Origin of the sequence: Arenibacter hampyeongensis (genome assembly GCF_002909255.1) — a bacterium.
Taxonomy (GTDB): Bacteria; Bacteroidota; Bacteroidia; order Flavobacteriales; family Flavobacteriaceae; genus Arenibacter; species Arenibacter hampyeongensis.
Genome location: NZ_PIOB01000004.1, coordinates 475,311 through 500,075, shown reverse-complemented (window position 1 = coordinate 500,075; position 24,765 = coordinate 475,311). Strand labels below are relative to the sequence as shown.

Sequence of the window (24,765 nt, the reverse complement as noted above, 5' to 3'; positions counted from 1 at the left end):
TATTTTTGCATTTAAATTAAACACTAATGGGTAAAGTAAAATTAGACGAAATAGACCACCAAATTCTGGATATGTTAATCGACAATACCAGAACACCTTTTACCGATATAGCAAAAAAGCTTTTAATTTCTGCAGGGACAGTTCATGTTCGAGTGAAGAAAATGGAAGAAGCTGGCATTATCAAAGGGTCGTCACTTACATTGGATTATGTTAAACTTGGGTATGCCTTTATTGCTTATGTAGGTATATTCTTGGAAAAAACTCATCAGACCAAGTTTGTGTTGGAAAGATTAAATCAGATACCAAATGTTACCGTGGCACATATTACTACAGGAAAATTTAATATCTTCTGTAAAATTCGCGCCAAGGATACCAATCACGCCAAAAACATCATTTTTAAAATAGATGATATTGATGGGATTGACAGGACAGAGACGATGATATCTTTAGAAGAAAGCATAAATGACAAAAAACGTCTAATGCATACGATCTTCAATGAAATGTAATTGATCATTAAAGACAAAAAATGTTAAAAATCCCAAGCAATTTTTGTTTGGGATTTTTTGTTTTTACACGGGATCAATAAAACGGAAGAAAGTATGGACCTTTAACCAAATAAAAATATACAGATGAGAAAATCTAGCTTACCAAAGGAAGCCTATAGCCAGTTTTATGGGACTTATCTTGCCGTATTGGACGAAAGTGAATTAAAGGACCTACTGGCATTGGGAAAAACTAATTTCATTCAGTTTCTTGAAAACATTCCTGATGAAAAAATGAATAGTTCATATACCATTGGTAAATGGACCATTGCAGAGGTAATATTGCATATTATTGATGCGGAGCGTGTGTTTCAATATAGGGCTCTACGCTTTTTGCGAGGAGATAATACACCATTGCCTGGTTTTGACCAAGATCATTTTGTTAAGTATTCCAATGCAAATACTAGGAGTAAAGAAAGTTTAATTGCCGAATTTAAAGCGGTACGGGAATCGTCCATAATCCTGTTTCTCAATTTGGACAATGAAGACCTTAATCGAATTGGCGTCGCCAGCAATATTGAGTGGACCGTTGCTACCTTGGGATTTGTAATCTGCGGACACCAAAAGCACCATCAACAGATAATTGCCAATAGATATCTACAGCCTTAGTCCAGTTGTGATTCTTCCTCCTCTTGGTTAAACTCCATTTCAGGTTCACCTGAGGGAGAAACAAATTCGATCGACTCTGATTGATCCTCCAGTTCCTTTTCCATATTATCCTCGAAATTGGAAATAAAATTGGCCAGACTTTTACTTATTTTAACCAAATAAATGCAGTTCTGGGTTTTTACTTCCACTGCTTCTATGATTTCTCCATGGATATTTTTAAACATTATAATATCCTCGTCACCATACCCATCTGGATACATCTCTATTAAACTAGAAGCCACTTCATGGCTTAGTTTTTTGTAATCTACAAGTTTCCGTAACATAGTTTGGTTTTTTTACCCTGATTAAAATCAGGAGGATTATTTATATAACCTAATCTATAGAAAATTGAGAATCAATCTGTTAAAGAGTTGTGAAAATGGTATTTTTAGTACATGTAACGTTTATTCTGCGTAGTATGCAAATGCTTGTATCAATAATTCAGGGGTCACTTTTATGTCTATTGCCGGTTCACCAATGCTTTTCAACAACACAAAGTTAATATTGCCATGTGAATTTTTCTTATCAAATTTCAATAAGGTCAAGATGTTATCGATATCATTCTGTTCAAAGGATATTTTTTTGTATCTCCCCAGAAAGGTAGCCTTAATATCTTCCAATTCATTTTTGCTAAGGCCGGTTAATTTAAATGAAAGATATCCCTCCAAAATCATTCCGATGGCAATAGCCTCACCATGTAAAAGAAGTTCATGTCCTTCACTTTCCAAAAAATAGGATTCAACCGCATGACCTAGAGTATGTCCATAGTTCAATATTTTTCTTAGGTGCTGCTCAGTTGGGTCTTGCTGGACTACTTCATTTTTAATGGACACCGAAGTTAGGATGTGCTCATCCAAATTCTCAAAACTGGTATTACCTTTTAAGGTTTCCCAATAACTAGCATTACTAATTAGACCATGTTTAAGCATTTCCGCATAGCCACTGTTCAACTGCCGTTGGTCCAAAGTATTTAAATAGGCAGTATCCACCACCACAATTTGTGGTTGGTTAATAACCCCGACCTGATTCTTTAAGGGACCCAGGTCAATACCGGTTTTTCCTCCAACGGAGGCATCTACCATGGACAAGAGGGTAGTGGGTACGTTAATAAAATCTATACCTCTTTTAAAACAGGATGCCACAAAGCCTCCAAGGTCTGTAACCACTCCACCTCCAAGGTTGATCATAGCGCTTTTTCGGTCCGCATCCAATTCGGACAAAACTTCCCAAACCTGAGTACATGTAGCTATGTTTTTATTAATCTCACCTTCTTCTATTTCAATAATTTCAAAATCGTAATCACCTTCAATTTCAGACATAAAAATAGGCAGACAGCAATTGTGGGTATTTTCATCTACCAAAACAAAGATTTTGGAATAATTGGATTTGGCCAAATGACTGTTCAGGGCCTCATAAGCCTTTTCATTAAAATGTACAGCGTAGGTAGGTGTAGTTATAGAATTCATTATTGATCAATTTATGGCAAAATAAACACTATTTTATATGATAAGAATATAAAATCTGTACTTATATTTGAATCCTTAATAAATTCATATAAATGAAGGAAATTTTTGAGGATACTGCAACAGCATTTGCACTTAAGACCGACTCAGAATTGGAAAGGGCCTATTTTTTATTCAAATTAATTGCAAATGAACCCCTGGTCAAGATTGGTACCGCCGTGACCAACTTTGCAATAAAAGCCCATTTACCTGTAGAAAAACTTATTAGGGCCAGCGTTTTTGATCATTTCTGTGGAGGGGTCAACGAGGAAGAATGTATGGTGGTAGCCGACAAAATGTTCGCAAAAGGAGTAAGTACAATATTGGATTATTCCGTGGAAGGGCAAGAGGTAGAGAACCAATTGGACTCCTGCTATGAAAAGGCCCTGAAAACTTTGGATTTTGTCAAGGAAAATCCTGCAATTCCCTTCATTGTATTTAAACCATCCGGATTTGGACGCTTTAAACTTTACCAGAAGATTACTGAAGGTGAAAATCTAACCAATAATGAAAAGGACGAATGGCAAAGGGTAGTAAATAGATATGAGCAAGTCTGTAAAAAAGCGCATGATTTAGATGTGTCTATTTTGATCGATGCCGAAGAAAGTTGGATGCAGGGGGCAGCGGATGATTTGGTTGAAGAAATGATGAGGAAATACAACAAAAGCAAAGCCATTGTATTTAATACCATTCAAACTTACAGATGGGATCGATTGGATTATTTAAAAAGACTCCATAAAGATGCTGTAGACAACAATTATTTTATTGGGCTGAAAGTGGTGCGCGGGGCCTATATGGAAAAAGAAAACGATAGGGCCGAGGATAAGGGCTACCCATCACCAATTTGTCCGTCCAAAAAAGCTACAGACGAAAATTTTGATAATGTTGTTTCCTATATGGTAGATAATTTGGACACCATATCACTTTTTGCAGGCACACATAACGAATTGAGCAGCTACCGCTTAATGGAACAAATGGAGGCTAAAAACATTAAGCACAATGATGCTCGTATATGGTTTGGGCAACTTTATGGTATGAGTGACCACATATCATTTAACTTGGCAAAGGAAGCCTATAATGTGGCCAAATACTTGCCATTTGGACCGGTTAGAGACGTTATGCCCTATTTAATAAGGAGAGCTGAGGAGAATACTTCAGTGGCCGGCCAGACCAATAGAGAGCTTACCCTATTGAAAAAAGAAAGAAAGAGAAGAAATATCTAATAGGATATACTCTCTATAATCGCCTTCTCCAAACAATTTTTCACTTTCAAGATGGCTGCTTTATCTTTCACAGTCCCCTCAATATAATAAGTTTTGCAGGGATTGGTCTTAGTTTCGCTCTTGCCGAAATCAACATCTCCATTATATAAAAAATGGTTAATATCAGTACTGTCCAATTCTTTATTTACCAAAAGTTCGTTTATACCATCGGCATAGGAAATTTGTTTGGACCTAATATCCTTGAGTGTCCTACAATTGGGAAAATAGCAGAATTCAGTTCCGGTTTCCTCAGATTTTTTCTTCAAAAAAATAGTCAAAAAAACCAAGCCAATAGATAATCCAAAAAGAAAAAAGCCCAAACGCTTTAAAAATGCCATAAATTAAAAAATAAGAAAATTAATATCGCTGTAGGAAAGGTCGAACCACTCCCCAACCGATTTATTGGTCAAAATACCATGATATAGATAAAGTCCGTTTCGGAGGCCCTTATCAAACCGCAATGCATTTTCAAATCCCCCATCTTCACCTATTTTTAATAAATAAGGGGTAAAAATATTGCTTATGGAAATAGAGGCTGTTTTTGGATATCTTGAAGGAATATTGGGTACCCCATAGTGCAGTACTCCATTTTTAATCTTTATGGGTTTATCATGGGTTGTAATCTCACTGGATTCAAAACATCCGCCCATGTCAATGCTAACATCGATAATTACTGCACCTTTCTTCATTTGCTCTACCATGGTATTCGATACCACAACGGGAGAACGATCTTTGCCCCTTGTCGCCCCAATGGCCACATCACAACGTTTTAACGCTTTCAATAAATTTTTGGGCTGAATGGTGGACGTGTAAACAGTTTGTCTCAAATTGGTCTGGATACTCCTCAATTTGGTAATGGAATTATCAAAAACCTTTACATTGGCACCAAGGCCAATTGCCGATCTTGCTGCAAACTCTCCAACGGTTCCAGCGCCTATAATAACAACCTCCACAGGTGGAACCCCACTAATATTTCCGAACATAAGGCCATTACCCTTATTCGTGGCCGCCATAATCTCAGAGGCGATCAATACAGAAGAAATTCCTGCAATTTCACTCAACGACCGTACAGCAGGATATTTACCATCGTCGTCCCTAATATATTCAAAGGCAATAGCTGTAATTCTCTTTTTAGCCAATTCTTCAAAATACTTCTTACTTTGGATTTTGATCTGCAGTGCAGATATTATAGTGGATTGTGGATTTATCATCAGAACCTCCTGTATGGTGGGGGGCTCTACCTTCAATATTATAGGGCAGGCAAAAACTTTCTTGGTATCCCTGGTAATTTCCGCTCCGGCCTTACTATACTCCAAATCCGAATAATTGGCACCATCACCAGCACCGGATTCAATTAATATCCTGTGTCCATTTGCTGTTATTGCATTTACCGCGTCTGGGGTAAGACAGATACGTTTTTCCTGATATTGATTTTCTCTTGGGATACCTATAAAAAGTTCTCCTTTTTGTTTTAGGATTTCTAAAGTTTCTTCTTGAGGCAGTAATTGCTGCTTACTAAACGGTGAGGAATGTTGACTCATAGGCTGTAAATCTGTCTGATATATTCCGATACGTATCGAAACTACCCAAAGTCAAAATTACAATATTTTTTCTTTTGCTATTTCTTCTTTTTGTAGACCCTCCTTTTGCTTAATCTCTTTTTCCTTATAAGCTTTCAATTCCCGGTCCATAGCCTCCAAATCAATACCAAGAACATGCTTGTCAAATAGCTTTAAACGAATTAAGTAAACAAAGGGTATAACAACTGTCATTATGGGAAGTAACCAATATATTTCTACTTCATCTATAAACCGATCCTCATAAATTAATGAGACTATTTGAAAAGTAAACATGGATATAGGAATCAATAAAACGTGATACCACCAATGTTTACATGTAAAAAACCATAGGATCAATAGTATTAGTGGCACAAACTTGGCCATAAACAACCACATAGTCGTAGTAATACTTAATTGGTATTGACTTTCATAAATAAAAAAATAGAGATCCAATGTACTTCCTGAAGGGAAAAATTTATAGGAATAAAATATTAACGGGGTCAACGCAATAATAACTGCTACTAAACTACCAATTAGAATACTTCTCGATTTCTTTTTCTTCGCGCTTTGGTCGAGATTTTGAAATAGTTTAAACATGTTTATTATGGGGGGTAATTGTTTTACTAATATTATAACAAAAAAAAAGGGCTTCTAGTATATAGAAACCCTTCTAAATTTAAAATTATATTTTAACCGTTTTTAGGCACCCTAATCTTAAGTTTATCAATGCCGTTGGCCGGTACTTTTATTTTTAATTTGTCAATATTCTGTTCATAAAGTGAATCTTCTTCAGCCGTGTTGTTCGGAGTACAAGAAATACCAACTAATGAAACGAATGCTGCCATTGCAAGGCCTAGGGAAATTTTTTTAATGTTCATGGTTTTTAAGATTAAAGTTCGATAAAGGGTTTAACTTAAAACAAAAATATAAAAAAAAACCACACAGTATGCATTACATCGATCAAATACAACATTTTAACAGAATAAATAAACACTTCATCGATTATTCAGCTTTTTATAAGCTCGACCAAATGCTCAGGAGGATTAAAAAATTTGATGGAATTCAGGTTTCAATAGTGATCATTTTTCAACCCATAGGGCGCTATCAACATGTACTATAAGATGGTAAGTCGCCTGGTTTTTTCATCCAAAATATCAATTTTAATATCGGTTCTCGAATCTGGAAGAATTCCTTTTATTTTTTCGGGCCATTCCATAAAAATCCAGGTATCGGTACTTAGGTAGTCTTCCAACCCCAGGTCCCATGCTTCCGTCTCATCTTCCAGGCGGTAAAAATCGAAATGATAACCTAGGAGATCCCCATTTATTCTTTGATACTCATTTACGATACCAAAAGTAGGACTGCTGGCTGGACCACTACCTTGCAATTCCTTTACCAAAGCTTTTATTAGGGTGGTTTTACCTGCGCCCATCTCTCCATAAAAGCAAAGTGTCCTGGAAGGAACATTGGCAATCAACTGCTTGGCCACATCCGGTATTTGTGAAATAGTGTAGGGAATAATCATCTAAAAAATTTAAAATAAGCGCAAGTTAAATCCTATTCCCGACTTAATAAAATTCATATTTAATTTATGCCATTACAAATTTTATCACCGTGGCTCCAATACCACAAAGGGAATGATCATTTCTTCCATGGATACCCCTCCATGTTGATAGGTGTTCCGGTAATAACCAACATAATGGTTATAGTTATTGGGATAGGCAAAAAACAAATCATTTTTTGCAAAAATATAGGAGCTGCTAACATTTATATTGGGCAAGAATATTTTTTTTGGATCTTTTGCTTCCATTACATCCTTCTGCTCATAGGTAAGGCTCCTTCCCGTTTTATAGCGCAGGTTAAGGCTCGTTTCCTTATCCCCGATAACCTTGGAAGGTTGTTTAACATTTATGGTACCATGGTCTGTAGTAATGATCAATTTTAATCCCAAACCTTGTGCCTGCTGAATTATTTCCAATAATGGTGAATTTTTAAACCAACTCTGCGCCAAAGAACGGTAAGCCTTATCATTGGCTGCCAATTCCTTGACTACTTCCATTTCTGTTTTGGAATGCGACAGCATATCCACAAAGTTGTAAACTATAACCGTTAAGTCATTATCTTTCTGAGATCTAAAATTTTGGGAAAGTTGCTTCCCTTGCTTAAGACTACTTATTTTATGGTATTCCCACTTTAAATCCAATCCTAATCTTTTCAGCTGCGCCTTTAAAAATTCTGCTTCAAAAAGATTTTTGCCTCCTTCCTCCGTGTCATTTCTCCACCACTGGGGATATTTTTTCTCCATATCCAATGGGGTAAGTCCAGCGAAAATGGCATTCCTTGCATATTGGGTTGCCGTGGGCAAAATACTAAAGTACGGGACTTCTTTGCGCTTTCTATAAAAAGAATTTAAAGTGTCTTCAAAGGATAACCATTGATCATATCTCAAATTATCTATAACAACCAATAATGTTTTGTTATCCTTCAATTCAGGTTTAATTAATTGTCCGAAGAGAGTATGCGACATTACCGGTCCATCCTTATCATTAAACCAATCGGGATAATTTTTATCCACAAACTTCCCAAACTGCTGGTTCGCCTCGGTTTTTTGGGACTCTAAAATCTCGAACATTCCGGAATCCTCTATTTCCTCCAATCGCAATTCCCAGTAAATGAGCTTTTTATACAGTTCTGCCCATTCCTCATAATTATTGACCATTGAAACTTCCATGGCAATTTTCCTAAATTCCTGCTGATAGTTTGCGGTAGTTTTTTCGGAAACCAGGCGGGAATGGTCCAGGTTCTTTTTTAAGGATAATAAAATTTGATTTGGGTTAACAGGCTTTATTAAATAATCGGCTATTTTGGAACCGATGGCCTCCTCCATAATCAACTCTTCCTCACTTTTGGTAATCATTACCACAGGGAGCGAATTATTGATCACCTTTATTTCGTTCAATGTTTCCAAACCGGAAATACCGGGCATATTTTCATCCAAAAAAACAATATCCACATGTATTTCCTTTAATTCTTCCAATGCCTCCCTACCGCTTAAACATGTAATAACCTTATAATTTTTGCCCTCCAAAAACAGGATGTGCGGTTTTAATAAATCTATTTCATCATCTACCCAAAGTATTGTTATCTTGTTCATTTAGTCCTTATATTTGCCTGCGTAAAAGAATTCTGGTTTTGATAAAATCAAATAAGCTTAAAATTTTCAATGATCCAATTTACGGATTTATCGGAATACCCAATGCACTAATCTTTAATCTAATTGAGGAACCCTATTTCCAGCGGTTGAGGAGAATCTCCCAAATGGGCTTGTCCTATCTGGTATATCCTGGTGCCCACCATACGCGTTTTCATCACGCGTTGGGAAGCATGTACTTAATGCAACAAGCTATTCAGGTATTGCGGTTTAAGTCCATCGAAATTACAAAAGAAGAAGAGGATGGACTATTATGTGCCATATTATTACACGATATTGGCCACGGTCCGTTTTCCCATGCCATGGAACACAGCATTGTTGAGGGGGTAAATCATGAGCACATATCTTTATTGTTCATGGAGGCCTTAAACAAAAAATACAATGGGAAATTAACCACTGCCATTTCCATTTTTAAGGGTCAATACCCTAAAAAATTTCTAAACCAACTAGTTTCCAGTCAGTTGGACATGGACAGGATGGACTATTTAAAAAGGGATAGTTTCTATACCGGTGTCGCTGAAGGGAATATAAATTCCGAAAGACTTCTCACTATGCTGAACGTCCTTAACGGGGAATTGGTGATAGAAGAGAAGGGAATATACTCGGTGGAAAAATTCTTGATGGCCAGACGCTTTATGTATTGGCAAGTTTATTTGCACAAAACTGGTTTAGTGGCGGAACAACTATTGATAAAAATACTACAAAGGGCCAAAGAATTATTGGCTGCGGGTGAAACAATAGACTTCAATGGAGCCTTAAAGTTTTTTATGGAAAACAAGGTGCCAAAAGAAGGTTTTTCCCAGGATAAGCTGGATTTATTTGCCCAATTGGACGATGTAGATATTTTGGCTGCCATTAAAAATTGGCAGAATCATACTGATTTTGTCCTGTCCAGACTATGTAGGATGATCATTGAACGCAGGTTATTACACGTAAAACTAAAGAATAAGCCTATTAATGAGGCAAAGTTGAAGAAACACTTTTTAAATTTCAAAAATCAACATCAATTATCAGATGAAGAAACGGCATATTTTGTATTTTCTGGAGAGATACAAAACCAAGCCTATAACTCTAAAAGTCAAAATATAAATATCCTCCACGGAAACGGTAGAATTGCGGATGTCGCCAAGGCTTCCGACCAACAATATTTAAAAACGCTTTCAAAGACCGTTACCAAATATTATATGTGCTATCCGAAAGTTTCCGTTTAACTATTTTTCTTACTTTTGTCCACATGATATTTACAGCAAGCCAAATCGCGGGTATTTTAGAAGGAGACGTGGAGGGAAATCCTGAAATTGCTGTTCACAAATTATCGAAGATCGAGGAGGGTGAAAAAGGAGCACTCACTTTTCTGGCCAACCCAAAATACACTTCGTACATTTATACTACAAAAGCGTCTATAACCATTGTAAACAGGGACTTTGTGCCAGACCATCATTTAGAGACCACCTTGATCAAGGTAGACGATGCCTATAAATCATTTTCAAAATTATTGGAATATTACAATCAGGTCAAAAATAATAAAGTAGGGATTGAAGAACCTGTTTTTAAATCTGAATCGGCCAGCTTCGGTAAGGACTTTTATTTAGGCGCCTTCTCCTATTTGGGCAATAATGTAAAGATCGGGGATAATGTTAAAATCTATCCCAATGTTTATATAGGTGATAATGTTACTATTGGCAACGGTGTAGTAATCTTTGCAGGGGCCAAAATTTATTCAGAAACCAGAATTGGCAACAATTGTGTTGTCCACAGTGGCGTTGTATTGGGAGCTGATGGCTTTGGATTTGCGCCCACCGAAAATGGTGAATACATAACTATACCCCAAACAGGTAATGTAATTGTAGAGGACAATGTTGATATAGGGGCAGGCACCACAATTGACAGGGCTACCTTAGGTTCTACGATATTAAGAAGAGGGGTAAAATTGGACAATCAAATTCAAATTGCCCACAATGTGGAAATTGGGGAGCATACGGTCATTGCTGCCCAGACAGGGATTGCAGGATCTACAAAAATTGGAAAATACTGTAAAATTGGAGGTCAAGTAGGTATTGTTGGACACATAGTAATAGGTGATCGGGTAAAAATACAGGCGCAATCCGGTATTGGAAGAAATGTTAAGGATGATGAGATATTGCAAGGTTCCCCTGCCTTAAATTATGGCGATTACAATAAATCTTATGTACATTTTAAAAATCTACCCAAGATAATTAATAGATTAGAACACATTGAAAAAAAGGATTGACGGTGAGTAATACAACTACAAAACAACGGACAATTGCAAAGGAAATAACACTTAAGGGTGTTGGTTTGCATACGGGGGAAAATGTAACATTGAAATTTGTTCCCGCCCCTGAAAATTTTGGTTATGCCTTTAAGCGAATAGACTTGGAAGGTGAACCCATAATAGAAGCAGATGCCAATTATGTGGTTAACACCCAACGTGGAACCAACTTGGAAAAACGTGGTGTAAAGATTCAAACTTCCGAGCATGTTCTTGCCGCTTTGGTAGGCTTGGAAATAGATAATGTTCTAATAGAACTGAATGCTCCTGAACCTCCAATAATGGACGGCTCCTCCAAATATTTTGTAGAAGCTCTGGAACAGGCAGGAATCGTTGAGCAGAATGCACTTCGCGATGAGTTTATAGTTAAGGATGTTATCTCCTATAGAGATGAGGAAACTGGTAGTGAAATTACCATAATCCCATCCGATACCTACCAGATAACTACCATGGTCGATTTTGGAACCAAAGTGTTGGGTACACAAAATGCCACTTTGGAGAATTTAAGCGATTTTAAATCGGAAATAGCGGATGCCAGAACTTTCAGTTTTTTGCATGAATTGGAAATGCTACTGGAAAACGGCTTAATTAAAGGTGGTGACCTAAACAACGCTATCGTTTATGTAGACAAGGAAATTTCGGCCTCTACCATGAAAAAGTTGGAGAAGGCCTTCAATAAGAAGAAATTATCGGTAAAACCCAATGGTATATTGGATAACTTAACGCTGCATCAGCCCAACGAGGCGGCCAGACACAAGTTATTGGATGTTATTGGAGATCTTGCCCTGACCGGAACAAGGATAAGGGGAAAAGTTATTGCCAATAAACCAGGACATTTTGTTAATACGCAATTCGCCAAAAAACTGTCCAAAATCATTAAAATGGAAAAGAGAAATCACGTTCCACAATATGATTTGAACAAGCCCCCTTTGATGGATATTCATCAAATCATGGACATGCTGCCACACCGACCTCCATTCTTACTGTTAGATAGAATATTGGAGCTGTCTGACCAACACGTGGTGGGAATGAAGAATGTGACCATGAACGAGCCATTTTTTGTTGGCCATTTTCCGGGAGCTCCAGTAATGCCCGGCGTACTTCAGGTGGAAGCTATGGCGCAAACTGGTGGAATATTGGTGCTGAGTACCGTTCCGGATCCCGAAAATTATCTAACACTTTTCATGAAAATAGACAACGTAAAGTTTAAGCAAAAAGTGCTTCCCGGTGATACCCTAATATTCCATTGTAGTTTAATAACCCCAATAAGAAGGGGTATATGTCACATGCAGGCCTATGCCTATGCCAATAGCAAATTGGTATGCGAAGCAGAAATGATGGCTCAAATTGTTAAAAAGAAATAAAGGATGAATCAACCACTGGCTTACATTCACCCTGGAGCTAAAATTTCCAAGAATGTTGTAGTAGAGCCATTTACTACAATTCACAATAACGTAATAATTGGCGATGGTACCTGGATCGGATCCAATGTTACCATTATGGAAGGTGCCCGTATCGGAAAAAATTGTAATATTTTTCCAGGCGCCGTTATTTCCGCACCTCCCCAAGATTTAAAGTATGATGGGGAAGAAACCACAGTCGTTATCGGCAACAATACCACCATTAGGGAATGTGCCACAATACACAAGGGTACTTCGGACAGAATGAAAACTGTCATTGGCGACAATTGTCTAATAATGGCCTACTGCCATATAGCACATGATTGCCTAGTAGGCAACAATTGCATTTTCTCCAACAACTCCACATTGGCTGGTCATGTAACCATTGGTGACAATGTAATCTTGGCGGGATTGGTGGCTGTACATCAATTTGTATCCATAGGGAGACATGCCTTTGTAACAGGAGGTTCTTTGGTAAGGAAAGATGTCCCCCCATTTGTAAAGGCTGCAAGGGAGCCACTTTCCTATGTAGGAATCAATTCGGTGGGATTAAGAAGACGGCAATTTGAGTCGGATAAAATCAGGGAAATACAAAACATATATCGAATACTATATCAAAAGAATTACAACAATTCCCAAGCCGTCCAAATTATTGAAGCAGAAATGGAGGCAACTCCTGAACGGGATGAAATATTACAATTTATAAGAGATTCCCAAAGGGGGATCATGAAAGGTTACTTTAGTACAAATTAAATATATATGGCATCAACATCAGATATTAGAAAAGGATTGTGCATTAGGTACAACAACGACATTTATAAAATAATAGAATTTCTTCATGTGAAACCGGGAAAAGGTCCGGCTTTTGTAAGGACTAAACTTAAGAGTGTGAGCAGTGGAAAAGTGTTGGACAATACATTTTCAGGTGGTTCAAAAATTGAAGACGTACGCGTGGAAACCCGCTCCTATCAATTTTTATATGCCGAAGGAGAAACTTACCACTTTATGAATACGGATGACTACAACCAGATTACGCTACAAGAGAGTTCCCTGGATGCGCCGAATTTATTAAAGGAAGGAGAAGTGGTTACTATACTTTTCAATACAGAGGACAGCATGCCGCTATCCGTTGATATGCCTGCAAGTGTTATTTTGGAAGTGACCTATGCGGAACCTGGAGTTAAGGGAAATACCGCAACCAATGCAACTAAACCAGCAAAGGTAGAAACGGGTGCCACTGTAAATGTCCCTCTTTTTATTAACGAGGGCGATAAAATTAAAATTGACACGGAAAAAGGCGCTTATATGGAGCGTGTTAAAGAATAGTTTAGTTGATACCAGGTTTTTTGCCAATTGACACCATAGAACCAAACAATTATGAAATTTCCATCTCCTTATACACTTAACCAGATTGCTACCATTATCAACGCTGAATATGTGGGGCATGAAGATTTCCCGGTGTTGGGCATGAATGAAATCCACGTCGTGGAAAAGGGTGACATCGTTTTTGTTGATCATCCAAAATATTATGAAAAGGCCTTAAACTGTTCTGCATCAATAGTTTTGATCAACAAGAAGGTAGACTGCCCAGAGGGTAAGGCATTGTTGATTTCGGACGACCCTTTTAGGGACTTCAATGTATTGACGCACTTTTTTAAACCATTCTTGAAGTCTCAAAATAGTATTTCCACGCTGGCCAAAATTGGAAGAAACACCATTATTCAGCCCAATTGTTTTATTGGAAACAATGTAGTTATTGGGGATAACTGCCTAATACATTCCAACGTATCCATATACGACAATTGTGTTATTGGAAACAATGTTACCATTCATGCTGGATCTGTGTTGGGCTCGGACGCCTTTTATTACAAAAAAAGACCGGAAGGATTTGATAAATTGATTTCTGGCGGAAGGGTCGTAATTCAGGATAATGTGGACATAGGCGCCCTTTGTACTTTGGACAGAGGTGTAACTGGGGATACGCTTATCAAAAAAGGCACTAAGTTGGACAACCAGGTCCATGTTGGTCACGATACGGTAATTGGCGAGAAATGCCTTATAGCTTCCCAAACCGGTATCGCAGGTTGCGTAATAATTGAGGATGAGGTTACCCTATGGGGGCAGGTTGGCGTAACAAGTGCCGCTACCATTGGAAAAAAAGCAATAGTCAGTGCACAATCGGGAGTTTCAAAATCTCTGGAAGGTGGAAAAAGTTATTTTGGGAGCCCAGCAGAGGAATTTAGGGAAAAATTAAAACAATTGGCCTATGTTAAGCAAATCCCTTCTATTTTAAGAAGTTTAGAAAATAAATATGCAGAAGAATAGTTTAGAATTCCTTTTCAAAACTTTATTTTTGCAACAATTCAATAAACCAAATATATAATGAGCGTTTTAGTAAATAAAGATTCCAAAATTATTGTTCAAGGGTTTACAGGCAGTGAAGGAACATTTCATGCTGAACAGATGATCGAATACGGTACCAATGTAGTTGGTGGTGTAACTCCGGGTAAAGGCGGACAAGAGCATTTGGGAAGACCTGTGTTCAACACGGTTGAAGAAGCTGTACAAAAAGTTGGGGCAGACACGACCATCATTTTTGTACCTCCAGCTTTTGCCGCAGATGCAATTATGGAAGCTGCTAGCGCTGGCATAAAAGTAATAATTACGATTACGGAAGGGATTCCTGTTGCAGACATGGTGAAGGTTTCTGACTACATAAAACATTTGGACTGCAGATTGGTAGGACCTAACTGTCCAGGAGTAATTACCCCTGGAGAAGCCAAAGTAGGTATTATGCCAGGTTTTGTCTTTAAAAAGGGACATGTAGGAATTGTTTCCAAATCCGGAACATTAACCTATGAGGCAGCAGATCAGGTAGTACGTCAGGGCCTTGGAATTACAACTGCGATTGGAATAGGAGGAGATCCAATTATTGGAACCACCACTAAAGAAGCCGTGGAGTTATTGATCAATGACCCAGATACGAACTGTGTGGTTATGATTGGGGAAATAGGGGGCCAATTGGAAGCCGATGCTGCACAATGGTACAAAGCCAGTGGAAGCAAGAAGCCCATTGTTGGCTTTATTGCCGGTGAAACTGCACCAGCTGGCAGAACCATGGGACACGCAGGTGCAATAGTTGGAGGTAGTGATGATACTGCCCAGGCCAAGAAACGAATAATGAGGGAATGTGGAATACACGTTGTTGATTCGCCCGCAGAAATTGGTTTAAAAGTAAAACAAGTTTTGGGATAACCCCAATTATACAATACCGAATTCCGTTTATACTGTACTACCGATCTACTCGGATTTATTCAGGATAAACGGGATTTTTTTTGCTTATAAGCACTAAATGGTTTAAAATTTTTCACGGCATTTTGGGTAAAAATTTTAAAACAGATAAAACATGAACTATATTTGATTATCAACTAAGAAACTAAAGACAGATGAAGTTACTAGAAGGAAAAAACGCTATAATCACTGGAGCAAGTAGAGGAATTGGATCAGGTATAGCCCAAGTTTTTGCCAAACACGGTGCAAATGTTGCATTTACGTATAGTTCCAGCGAAGCACCAGCTTTAGCTCTGGAAAAAGAGTTGAGCTCCTATGGTGTAAAGGCTAAAGCGTATAAGAGTAACGCCGCCAGTTTTGAGGGTTCCGAGAAATTGGTATCCCAAGTATTGGAAGATTTTGGAGGGGTAATAGATATTTTAATCAACAATGCAGGTATTACCAAGGATAATCTATTGATGAGGATGGGAGAAGATGATTTCGATTCGGTTATCGAGATCAATTTAAAATCGGTCTTTAATATGACCAAGGCCGTTCAGCGTACCATGTTAAAACAAAGAAAAGGTTCTATTATAAACATGAGCAGCGTAGTAGGGGTGAAGGGTAATGCCGGACAGGCAAATTACGCAGCTTCCAAAGCCGGAATGATCGGGTTCACCAAATCCATAGCCTTGGAACTAGGCTCAAGAAATATAAGATGTAATGCAATTGCACCTGGTTTTATTGAAACCGAAATGACCGATAAGTTGGATGCAAAAGTGGTACAGGGGTGGAGAGATGGCATTCCTTTAAAAAGAGGTGGTCAGCCCGAAGATGTTGCCAATGCGTGCTTGTTTTTAGCTTCGGACCTTTCAGCCTATATAACTGGTCAAGTCTTAAATGTGGATGGCGGAATGCTTACCTAAGATTGGTTGATTAGTTGGCCGTACTAAGGGTTCTAATAAATATTTAAAGGCGGGGAAGCCTATGTTCCATACTGCATTTCTTGAATATTTTAGACACTCGGATAGGTCCAAAACTTATACCGGCCAACGAGTTCCAAAGACTTTATATGATGCAGATACAAACAGTACTTTTTATTTTGCTTGCGGCCATTGTGGCATTGGCACTTGTACTGTTTCAATATTATTATAAAACCCAAAGGAAGGGAAAACTTCAAGTGGTCCTTTCCTTTTTACGTTTTTTGGCCTTATTTGGCACCTTGCTACTCCTCATAAACCCAAAATTTACCAGCGAGCGATATTCCTTGGAAAAAGCAAATTTGGTGTTGTTAACAGACAATTCAACATCAATAACTCCTGAGGACAAATCCCAGGTAATCTCCAACCTCGCTTCCTTAAAAAACAAAGCTTCCCCATTATCCGAAAAATTCAATATTGTAAATTATAATTTTGGAGCGGACCTAACCGATTTCGATAGCCTCAGCCTCACTGAAAAAAGCACCAACATTTCAAAGGCCTTGTCCAGTCTAAATGAAATATATACAGGTTCCAATACGGCAGTGGTACTTTTTTCCGACGGCAATCAAACGATCGGAGAGGATTATGAATTTTATGGCAAAAGACAAAAATTTCCTATTTATCCGATTGTTTTGGGAGATACCACCAAGTATGATGATATTCTAATCCGTCAGGTAAATACAAATAAATACGCCTTTTTAAAAAATAGATTCCCCGTTGAAGTTTTTATCTCTTATGAAGGTCAGAAGGACATTGACTCGGAATTGCAAATTCTTATTGATGGCAAATTGACTTATAAAGAAAAGGTTTCCCTTACTGCCAAGTCCAACAGTAAAATAATTAATACACAATTAGAGGCTGGTTCGGTAGGCATCAAAAATATTAAGGTGATTATAGCTCCGCTTACCAATGAAAAAAACAAGGTTAACAATGAAAAGTTATTGGCCCTTGAAGTTCTGGATGAAAAAACAAATGTTGCCATTATTTCCAGTATCCTCCACCCGGATATTGGAGCTCTAAAAAAGGCTATTGAGAGTAATGAACAAAGGTTGGTATCCTTCTATAAGCCCAACATCGACTTAAACAAATTGGAAGAAGTGGACGTCTATATTCTCTACCAACCCGATGCTTCTTTTGATAGAATTTACAAACAAATTCAGTTGCGAAAATCCAATTCATTTACCATATTGGGTACATATACCGATTTTAATTTTATAAACAACATTCAAAAAAATTACGTTATTGGAACGGGGTATCCAATACAAGAGGTATTTGCAACCCTAAATAATGCCTTTTCCAAATTTGACATTTCCGATTTCTCCTTTGAAGGTTTTCCTCCACTTTTGACCAATGCAGGATCAGTAGATGTATTGGGCATTGGCGAGCCTTTACTAAAAATGAGGGTCAAAGGGGTAGAGATGAACCAAGCTTTATGGACCATTGCGGAAGAAGATGTGTCAAAACATGCGGTTCTGAATGGAGAAAATCTATGGAAATGGAGACTACATACCTACAGAAAGGATCAAAATTTTAAGAATTTTGATGCTATCCTGGGCAAATTGATACTTTACCTTTCAACCTCAAAGGGTAAAAACAGATTTGTATTGGATTATGACCCTATTTACAACAACAGCAGTGAAACAAAAATAAGGGCAACTTATTTTGATGAGACCTTTTCCTTTGATTCCAATGCATCCATCATTTTAAAAGTAGCCGATAAAACCAATAGTAAATCCATGGAGGTGCCTATGTTGCTAAAAGAGAGGTATTTTGAGGCCGACCTAAGTAATTTATCTTCCGGGGAATATACCTTCACTGCCACTGTAGCTAAGGAAAACTTGAGTAGATCAGGCAGCTTTTCAATTTTGGATTTTGATGCGGAAAAACAATTCTCATCCAGCGATTATCAAAAATTACAACGCCTGGCCAACAGCTCTAAGGGAAAGTTGTATTTTCACGGCCAAGTGGAATCGCTGATAAAAGATTTGGAAGCTGACCCCAACTATGTACCTACCCAAAAAAGCAAACAAATTGTCGTACCTTTGATCGATTTTAAATTTCTTTTGGGTTTAATCATTGCGGCGCTGTCGTTGGAATGGTTTATCAGAAAGTATAACGGATTAACTTAATAAATATAATAAATGGACAAATTACCAAAAATTGCATTACCAGCCATATTCGCTGTCATAGTACTAGTAATATTAATCTCAAAATCTGCTATAACCATAGGCTCAGGTGAAGCCGGCGTGTTATACAAAACTTTTTCAGGTGGTGTGGTAACGGATGAACCTCCATTAGGTGAAGGATTCCACATTGTAGCACCTTGGAACAAGGTTTTTATATATGAGGTTAGGCAACAGGAAGTTTTAGAGAAAATGCAGGTATTGTCATCCAACGGTCTTGAAATTAAGTTGGAAGCATCTGCCTGGTTTGAACCTAAAAGAGAATTTATAGGAAAATTGCACCAAGAAAAAGGTACGGAATATATACAACGTGTATTATTGCCTACCATTAGGTCTGCAGCGCGAAGTGTAGTAGGAAGATATACCCCGGAACAATTGTATTCCAGTAAGAGGGATGCCATACAGCAAGAAATCTTTGAAGAAACCCAAAAAATAGTAGATGGACAATATATTCAGCTCAACGAAATATTGGTAAGGGATGTAACCCTGCCTGCTACTATAAAGGAGGCTATTGAGCGTAAACTTAAGCAGGAACAGGAATCCCTTGAATATGAATTTAGATTGGTTACTGCACAGAAAGAAGCTCAAAAAGTTATTATTGAAGCTCAGGGTAAGGCTGATGCCAATACTATACTAAGTGCATCCTTGACAGATAAGATATTACGCGATAAGGGAATTGATGCCACAATTAAATTGTCGGAATCACCAAATTCCAAAGTTATTGTAATAGGTAGTGGGGATTCAGGTATGCCCATTATTTTAGGAAATCAATAATAATTTAACAATTTTAAAATAAATTGTTCCGTATAAATTTTCCAAGGTTGAAAAATAGTTTTAATTTTGTCTTATCATGAAAAACAACAGGACACATCACCATCATTTCTTTACTTGCAGTCAAGCGAGCTAGGAATGTATTGTTGTATCTAAACTATATTCTAACCCGTTTGAGCAATCAAACGGGTTTTGTATTTAACAACCTGTTAGATTTGTTCAGGCCAAAAACAAAAAACTAGAAAATGAAGAAAATTAGAATTGCTATCCAGAAAAGTGGCCGTCTAAATGAAGACTCGCTTCAAATATTAAAAGATTGTGGAATTTCTATCGATAACGGAAAAGACCAACTTAAAGCCTCTTCCAGAAATTTTCCTTTGGAGGTTTTCTACCTAAGAAATGGAGACATTCCACAATATTTAAGGGATGGTGTAGTAGACATTGCCATTATTGGTGAAAATGTCCTAATAGAAAAAGGTGAAGATATTTCAATTGCCGAAAAATTAGGATTTTCCAGATGCAAGGTATCGTTGGCTGTCCCAAAATCGACCAAGTACAATTCGGTGAAAGATTTTGAAGGCAAAAGAATTGCCACATCCTATCCCAATACCGTAAAAAACTATCTGGATAGCAAAGGGGTAAAGGCAGATCTTCATATTATTAGTGGCTCCGTAGAAATCGCACCCAATATAGGTTTGGCCGATGCCATCTGTGATATTGTTTCAAGTGGAAGTACCTTGTTCAAGAACAATTTGAAGGAAGTTGAAGTAATGTTGACCAGTGAGGCCGTACTTGCCGTTTCTCCTCAAATTTCGGAGGAAGGAACCGTTTTATTGGAAAAATTAAGATTTAGAATTCAATCTGTATTACGTGCCAGACAATCCAAATATGTTCTTTTGAACGCCCCAAACAATAAGTTGGATGAAATTATTAAACTGCTTCCAGGTATGAGAAGTCCAACCGTACTACCTTTGGCCGAGGAAGGGTGGAGTTCAGTACATACGGTAATCCATAAGGATAAGTTCTGGGAAGTTATCCAGGAGCTTAAAAAAGCAGGAGCGGAGGGAATACTGGTTTGTCCCATTGAAAAAATGGTGCTGTAATACTTGTCCCTATGGCTACCGCATATCTTATGGAGTTCATTCCTAAGGAGAATATAAATGATATTTTACCTTTGGTGCAAATGCTCAACAACGATAAATTTCCTGTCGAAATTCTAAAAAAAAGATTGCAGGATATGCTCAGGGACGGATATCAATGTCTGGGAGTTTATGATAAAGAAGAGCTAATTGGCATTTGTGGGGTATGGGTTCTAAACAAATTATATGTAGGCAAACATATTGAACCTGACAATGTTTTTGTATTGCCGGAGTATCGAAGTTCAGGGGTAGGGAAATTGATGATGGAATGGGTATTTAATTATGCGGTGGAGATAGGATGCGATGCTTCTGAGGTTAACTGCTATATAAAAAATGAAAAAGGAATACAGTTTTGGGACAACCTAGGTTATAAGGCCATAGGTTACCACATGCAAAAAGTATTATAGTAATGAATAAAATATACGATCCACAGAGAGCAGATTGGAAGGCAGTTTTAAAACGGCCAACCCAAACCATTGCCGATATAGAGGATATGGTCAATGCCGTTTTTATGGAAATTAAGACTGGTGGCGATTCCGTGGTAAGCAACTATACCAAGAAATATGACGGTGTACTTATACCAGACTCATTTGTATCGCGCCTAGAAATAGAGGAGTCTGAAAAAATGATTTCCAATGATTTAAAATCGGCCATTCTACAAGCTAAAAACAATATTGAGATATTTCACAAGGCGCAAAAAACGGATAAAGTTTCTGTAGAAACTGCTAATGGTGTCCAATGCTGGCAGGAAAAGCGCCCAATCCAAAAAGTAGGATTGTACATTCCTGGAGGTACGGCTCCTTTGTTTTCAACTATATTAATGCTGGCAGTACCTGCAAATATTGCCGGCTGCCAAGAAATTATCTTATGCACCCCACCCAACAAGGAAGGGAAAGTGCATCCCGCCATATTATATACGGCCAACCTATGTGGAGTTACCAAAATATTTAAGGTTGGAGGCATTCAGGCCATAGCCAGTATGACCTTTGGAACGGAAACCATTCCTCCCGTCTATAAAATATTTGGGCCGGGAAATCAATTTGTTACCGTTGCCAAACAAATAGCCACAAAATATGGTGTAGCCATTGACATGCCTGCAGGCCCCAGTGAACTTTTGGTGATGGCCGATGATACCGCCAATGCGTCATTTGTAGCCTCCGATCTATTGAGCCAGGCAGAACATGGTGTGGACAGTCAGGTTATTTTGGTATCCACTTCCAAAAATCTTATAGATGCCGTTGAAGCAGAGGTAGCAGAGCAAATTAAGGATTTACCAAGAAAAGAAATAGCCGAAAAGGCAATTTCCAATAGTAAATTGATCTATGTAGAAAGTCAACAGACGGCGGTGGACCTAATTAATGAATACGGTCCGGAACATTACATCCTTTGCGTTAAGGATGAGGAATTTTTCCTAAGACAAGCCTATAATGCCGGTTCTGTTTTTATTGGGAATTACACTCCGGAAAGTGCGGGGGATTATGCCTCTGGAACCAATCATACACTACCGACCAATGGATACGCCAAGCAGTATAGTGGCGTAAACCTGGATAGTTTTATGAAAAGCATGACTTTTCAAAAAATATCGGAAAAAGGGATTCAGGAAATTGGACATACCATAGAATTGATGGCTGAAGCGGAAGGGCTACAGGCTCATAAAAATGCCGTAACACTCAGATTGAACAGTTTAAAATAATAGAAACCAAGTATTGAACTTTCTCAGCCCAATACTACTTTGATAAATTGCCGAAAAGCATACATGGAATGAAAACAAAAGTATTCGACATTAATAATATAGTTCGGGAGAACGTAAAAGGATTAAGTCCCTATTCCTCTGCACGGGATGAATATGTATCAGATGGTTCCAAAATGGTATTTTTAGATGCCAATGAAAACCCCTTTGAATCTGGTGTCAATAGGTATCCAGATCCACATCAAAGACGTTTAAAGGAGGTCTTGGCCGAAAAAAAGGGAGTTTCCACACAGCAACTTCTTTTAGGGAATGGTAGTGATGAGGTGTTGGATCTAATTTTCCGTGCCTTTTGTGAACCCAAAGAGGACAATATTATCTCCTTACCACCAACATATGGTATGTATAAGGTGCTTGCAGGAATAAACAATGTGGAGAATAGGGAGGTATTACTGACAAAGGAATTTGAACCCAATGTACCCGAAGTGTTGAAAGTAGCGGATGGGAAGAGTAAATTATTGTTTCTCTGCTCCCCAAACAATCCCACCGGAAATAGCTTTTCCAGTAGCAGCGTTAGGGAGTTGTTGGACAATTTTAATGGATTGGTAGTAGTAGATGAGGCTTATATCGACTTCTCAAGTGAGGTGAGCTGGATTTCGGAATTGCAGAACTATCCCAATTTAGTGGTAACCCAAACCTTATCCAAAGCCTATGGTATGGCAGGTATAAGATTGGGGATCTGCTATGCCTCTGAGGAAATTATAGCTGTATTAAATAAAATAAAACCTCCCTATAATGTAAATGAATTAACACAGCAAAGAGCTTTGGAGCGCGTTTTGGACGTAAATGCGGTTAATTTGGAGGTAATTGATATTTTAACGGAAAGGGAGGCCCTTTATAATGTATTGCGCCAGATAGAATTTGTAGAGAAAATTTATCCAACAGACGCAAATTTTATTCTCGCCAAAGTGGATGATGCTACAAAAAGATACAATCAACTCCTGAAAATGGGTATCGTAGTTCGCAACAGGACCACGCAGCCACTTTGTGTAAATACACTGAGATTTACCGTGGGAACCAAAGAGGAAAACAAGAAATTAATAAGCGCATTGCAAAATATAACAACCTTATAATATTATGAGTCCGGATAAGAACACTAATGCTGCCCAAGTAAATAAAAATGGTAAAAAAGTGCTATTTATAGATAGGGATGGTACCATTATCAAAGAAACCATAGACGAGCAAATAGATGCTTTTGAAAAAATGGTATTTTATCCCAAGGCCTTTACCTTTTTGGGGAAAATAGCCAAGGAATTGGATTATGAATTGGTAATGATTACCAATCAGGATGGCTTGGGTACCAATATTTTTCCTGAAGATACTTTTTGGCCGGTACATAATTTTATATTGAAATCGTTCGAAAATGAAGGAGTTGTTTTTGATAAGGTATTTCTTGATCGAACATTCCCTCATGAAAATGCCAATACACGTAAGCCCGGAACAGGTTTGTTGACCGCCTATTTTTCAGAAGAATACGATTTGGAAAATTCCTTTGTCATAGGCGACCGATTGACCGATGTTGAATTGGCCAAAAATTTAGGTGCCAAAGGAATCTTTATCAATGACAATACCAATTTAGGCACAGGGGAAATATCCGTTAAACGAGAGGAATTGGATAATTACATAGCCTTGGAGAGCAATGATTGGGAAAAAATATACGAGTTCTTAAAACTGAAAGATAGGGTTTCAGAAATAACCCGTAAAACCAATGAAACCGATATTTCCATAAAACTTAATTTAGACGGTACCGGAAAGAGCAATATCAGCACCGGATTGGACTTCTTTGATCATATGTTGGATCAATTGGCCCGTCATGGCCAAATGGACCTTGAAATCAAGGTTAAAGGAGATCTGGAAGTGGATGAGCATCATACCATTGAAGATACGGCAATAGCTTTGGGCGAAGTGTTTCATAAAGCATTGGGCAATAAATTAGGAATTGAAAGATATGGTTTCTGTCTTCCCATGGACGACTGTTTGGCTCAGGTTGCCATTGATTTTGGTGGACGCAACTGGTTGGTTTGGGAAACAGAATTCAAAAGGGAAATGATAGGAAAAATGCCAACGGAAATGTTTTATCATTTCTTTAAATCGTTTACGGATGGTGCCAAAGCCAACCTAAATGTTAAGGCTGAAGGTAATAATGAACACCATAAAATAGAGGCCATTTTCAAAGCTTTTGCCAAGGCAATCAAGGTAGCCGTGAAACGTGACGTAGAAAAAATGGTTCTTCCTAGTACCAAAGGGGTATTATAGGGGTA

General features: G+C 38.0%; 26 protein-coding genes. 18 read left to right on the top strand and 8 right to left on the bottom strand.

Features of this window, described 5'->3' with window-relative positions:
- Positions 1–26 precede the first annotated feature (26 nt).
- Positions 27–506 (top strand): Lrp/AsnC family transcriptional regulator, encoded by a 480-nt coding sequence (locus tag CWD91_RS13015; protein ID WP_031444145.1) that lies wholly within the window; start codon positions 27–29, stop codon positions 504–506.
- Positions 507–629: 123 nt separating this feature from the next.
- A complete protein-coding gene (locus tag CWD91_RS13010; RefSeq protein ID WP_103441373.1) occupies positions 630–1,151 on the top strand; it encodes a DinB family protein in 522 nt (173 codons plus the stop codon).
- On the opposite strand, the gene CWD91_RS13005 is transcribed toward CWD91_RS13010, so the two are convergent.
- Positions 1,148–1,474 (bottom strand): hypothetical protein, encoded by a 327-nt coding sequence (locus CWD91_RS13005; protein WP_239985767.1) that lies wholly within the window; start codon positions 1,472–1,474, stop codon positions 1,148–1,150. The genes CWD91_RS13010 and CWD91_RS13005 overlap by 4 nt on opposite strands.
- A gap of 120 nt (positions 1,475–1,594) precedes the next feature.
- Positions 1,595–2,656, bottom strand: a complete 1,062-nt coding sequence (aroB, locus tag CWD91_RS13000) for a 3-dehydroquinate synthase (protein ID WP_103441372.1) — start codon at positions 2,654–2,656, stop codon at positions 1,595–1,597.
- Between the two features lie 92 nt (positions 2,657–2,748).
- Between aroB and CWD91_RS12995 the strand changes: the two genes are divergently transcribed.
- The gene (locus CWD91_RS12995; RefSeq protein ID WP_103441371.1) at positions 2,749–3,915 is read left to right on the top strand and encodes a proline dehydrogenase family protein; all 1,167 of its coding nucleotides are present in this window, start codon (positions 2,749–2,751) and stop codon (positions 3,913–3,915) included.
- Here the strand turns inward: CWD91_RS12995 and CWD91_RS12990 are convergent.
- From CWD91_RS12990 to porX, 6 genes are all read right to left on the bottom strand, one after another.
- The gene (locus CWD91_RS12990; protein ID WP_103441370.1) at positions 3,912–4,292 is read right to left on the bottom strand and encodes a hypothetical protein; all 381 of its coding nucleotides are present in this window, start codon (positions 4,290–4,292) and stop codon (positions 3,912–3,914) included. The two genes, CWD91_RS12995 and CWD91_RS12990, sit on opposite strands and share 4 nt — an antisense overlap.
- 3 nt (positions 4,293–4,295) lie before the next feature.
- The gene (locus CWD91_RS12985; protein WP_103441369.1) at positions 4,296–5,495 is read right to left on the bottom strand and encodes an alanine dehydrogenase; all 1,200 of its coding nucleotides are present in this window, start codon (positions 5,493–5,495) and stop codon (positions 4,296–4,298) included.
- Between the two features lie 57 nt (positions 5,496–5,552).
- Positions 5,553–6,110 carry a hypothetical protein gene (locus CWD91_RS12980; protein ID WP_103441368.1) on the bottom strand — a complete coding sequence of 186 codons (558 nt, stop codon included), beginning with the start codon at positions 6,108–6,110 and terminating at the stop codon, positions 5,553–5,555.
- 92 nt (positions 6,111–6,202) lie between these two features.
- On the bottom strand, positions 6,203–6,391 hold the full coding sequence (locus tag CWD91_RS12975; protein WP_103441367.1) for a hypothetical protein: 189 nt from the start codon (positions 6,389–6,391) through the stop codon (positions 6,203–6,205).
- Between the two features lie 236 nt (positions 6,392–6,627).
- A complete protein-coding gene (gene tsaE, locus CWD91_RS12970) occupies positions 6,628–7,038 on the bottom strand; it encodes a tRNA (adenosine(37)-N6)-threonylcarbamoyltransferase complex ATPase subunit type 1 TsaE (protein WP_103441366.1) in 411 nt (136 codons plus the stop codon).
- A gap of 84 nt (positions 7,039–7,122) precedes the next feature.
- On the bottom strand, positions 7,123–8,667 hold the full coding sequence (porX, locus tag CWD91_RS12965; RefSeq protein WP_103441365.1) for a T9SS response regulator signal transducer PorX: 1,545 nt from the start codon (positions 8,665–8,667) through the stop codon (positions 7,123–7,125).
- Positions 8,668–8,705: 38 nt separating this feature from the next.
- Here porX and CWD91_RS12960 point away from each other — a divergent pair, with 38 nt between their 5' ends.
- The 15 genes from CWD91_RS12960 to hisB all read left to right on the top strand — a co-directional run bounded on the left by CWD91_RS12960 (position 8,706) and on the right by hisB (position 24,760).
- Entirely contained in the window at positions 8,706–9,935 is a 1,230-nt protein-coding gene (locus CWD91_RS12960; RefSeq protein WP_103441364.1) for an HD domain-containing protein, read from the top strand.
- A gap of 23 nt (positions 9,936–9,958) precedes the next feature.
- Complete coding sequence (gene lpxD, locus CWD91_RS12955; protein ID WP_103441363.1) at positions 9,959–10,975, top strand: UDP-3-O-(3-hydroxymyristoyl)glucosamine N-acyltransferase; 1,017 nt, start codon at positions 9,959–9,961, stop codon at positions 10,973–10,975.
- Positions 10,976–10,977: 2 nt separating this feature from the next.
- Positions 10,978–12,378, top strand: coding sequence for a bifunctional UDP-3-O-[3-hydroxymyristoyl] N-acetylglucosamine deacetylase/3-hydroxyacyl-ACP dehydratase (locus CWD91_RS12950; protein ID WP_103441362.1), 1,401 nt, complete (start codon positions 10,978–10,980; stop codon positions 12,376–12,378).
- Positions 12,379–12,381: 3 nt separating this feature from the next.
- Positions 12,382–13,167 carry an acyl-ACP--UDP-N-acetylglucosamine O-acyltransferase gene (gene lpxA, locus CWD91_RS12945; protein ID WP_103441361.1) on the top strand — a complete coding sequence of 262 codons (786 nt, stop codon included), beginning with the start codon at positions 12,382–12,384 and terminating at the stop codon, positions 13,165–13,167.
- A 6-nt stretch (positions 13,168–13,173) separates the two neighbouring features.
- Positions 13,174–13,740 (top strand): elongation factor P, encoded by a 567-nt coding sequence (efp, locus tag CWD91_RS12940; RefSeq protein ID WP_103441360.1) that lies wholly within the window; start codon positions 13,174–13,176, stop codon positions 13,738–13,740.
- Between the two features lie 51 nt (positions 13,741–13,791).
- Entirely contained in the window at positions 13,792–14,739 is a 948-nt protein-coding gene (locus tag CWD91_RS12935) for a UDP-3-O-(3-hydroxymyristoyl)glucosamine N-acyltransferase (protein ID WP_103441359.1), read from the top strand.
- A 57-nt stretch (positions 14,740–14,796) separates the two neighbouring features.
- On the top strand, positions 14,797–15,669 hold the full coding sequence (sucD, locus tag CWD91_RS12930) for a succinate--CoA ligase subunit alpha (protein ID WP_103441358.1): 873 nt from the start codon (positions 14,797–14,799) through the stop codon (positions 15,667–15,669).
- 191 nt (positions 15,670–15,860) lie between these two features.
- Positions 15,861–16,610 (top strand): 3-oxoacyl-[acyl-carrier-protein] reductase, encoded by a 750-nt coding sequence (fabG, locus tag CWD91_RS12925; RefSeq protein ID WP_103441357.1) that lies wholly within the window; start codon positions 15,861–15,863, stop codon positions 16,608–16,610.
- Between the two features lie 146 nt (positions 16,611–16,756).
- Positions 16,757–18,793, top strand: a complete 2,037-nt coding sequence (locus CWD91_RS12920; RefSeq protein ID WP_239985766.1) for a vWA domain-containing protein — start codon at positions 16,757–16,759, stop codon at positions 18,791–18,793.
- A 12-nt stretch (positions 18,794–18,805) separates the two neighbouring features.
- Positions 18,806–19,621, top strand: coding sequence for a prohibitin family protein (locus tag CWD91_RS12915; protein WP_103441355.1), 816 nt, complete (start codon positions 18,806–18,808; stop codon positions 19,619–19,621).
- Positions 19,622–19,863: 242 nt separating this feature from the next.
- Positions 19,864–20,721, top strand: coding sequence for an ATP phosphoribosyltransferase (gene hisG, locus CWD91_RS12910; protein WP_103441354.1), 858 nt, complete (start codon positions 19,864–19,866; stop codon positions 20,719–20,721).
- 11 nt (positions 20,722–20,732) lie between these two features.
- Entirely contained in the window at positions 20,733–21,164 is a 432-nt protein-coding gene (locus CWD91_RS12905) for a GNAT family N-acetyltransferase (protein WP_103441353.1), read from the top strand.
- Between the two features lie 2 nt (positions 21,165–21,166).
- Positions 21,167–22,450 (top strand): histidinol dehydrogenase, encoded by a 1,284-nt coding sequence (gene hisD, locus CWD91_RS12900; protein WP_103441352.1) that lies wholly within the window; start codon positions 21,167–21,169, stop codon positions 22,448–22,450.
- A gap of 68 nt (positions 22,451–22,518) precedes the next feature.
- Positions 22,519–23,577, top strand: a complete 1,059-nt coding sequence (gene hisC / locus CWD91_RS12895; RefSeq protein ID WP_103441351.1) for a histidinol-phosphate transaminase — start codon at positions 22,519–22,521, stop codon at positions 23,575–23,577.
- A 4-nt stretch (positions 23,578–23,581) separates the two neighbouring features.
- Complete coding sequence (hisB, locus tag CWD91_RS12890; protein WP_103441350.1) at positions 23,582–24,760, top strand: bifunctional histidinol-phosphatase/imidazoleglycerol-phosphate dehydratase HisB; 1,179 nt, start codon at positions 23,582–23,584, stop codon at positions 24,758–24,760.
- Positions 24,761–24,765 lie beyond the last annotated feature (5 nt).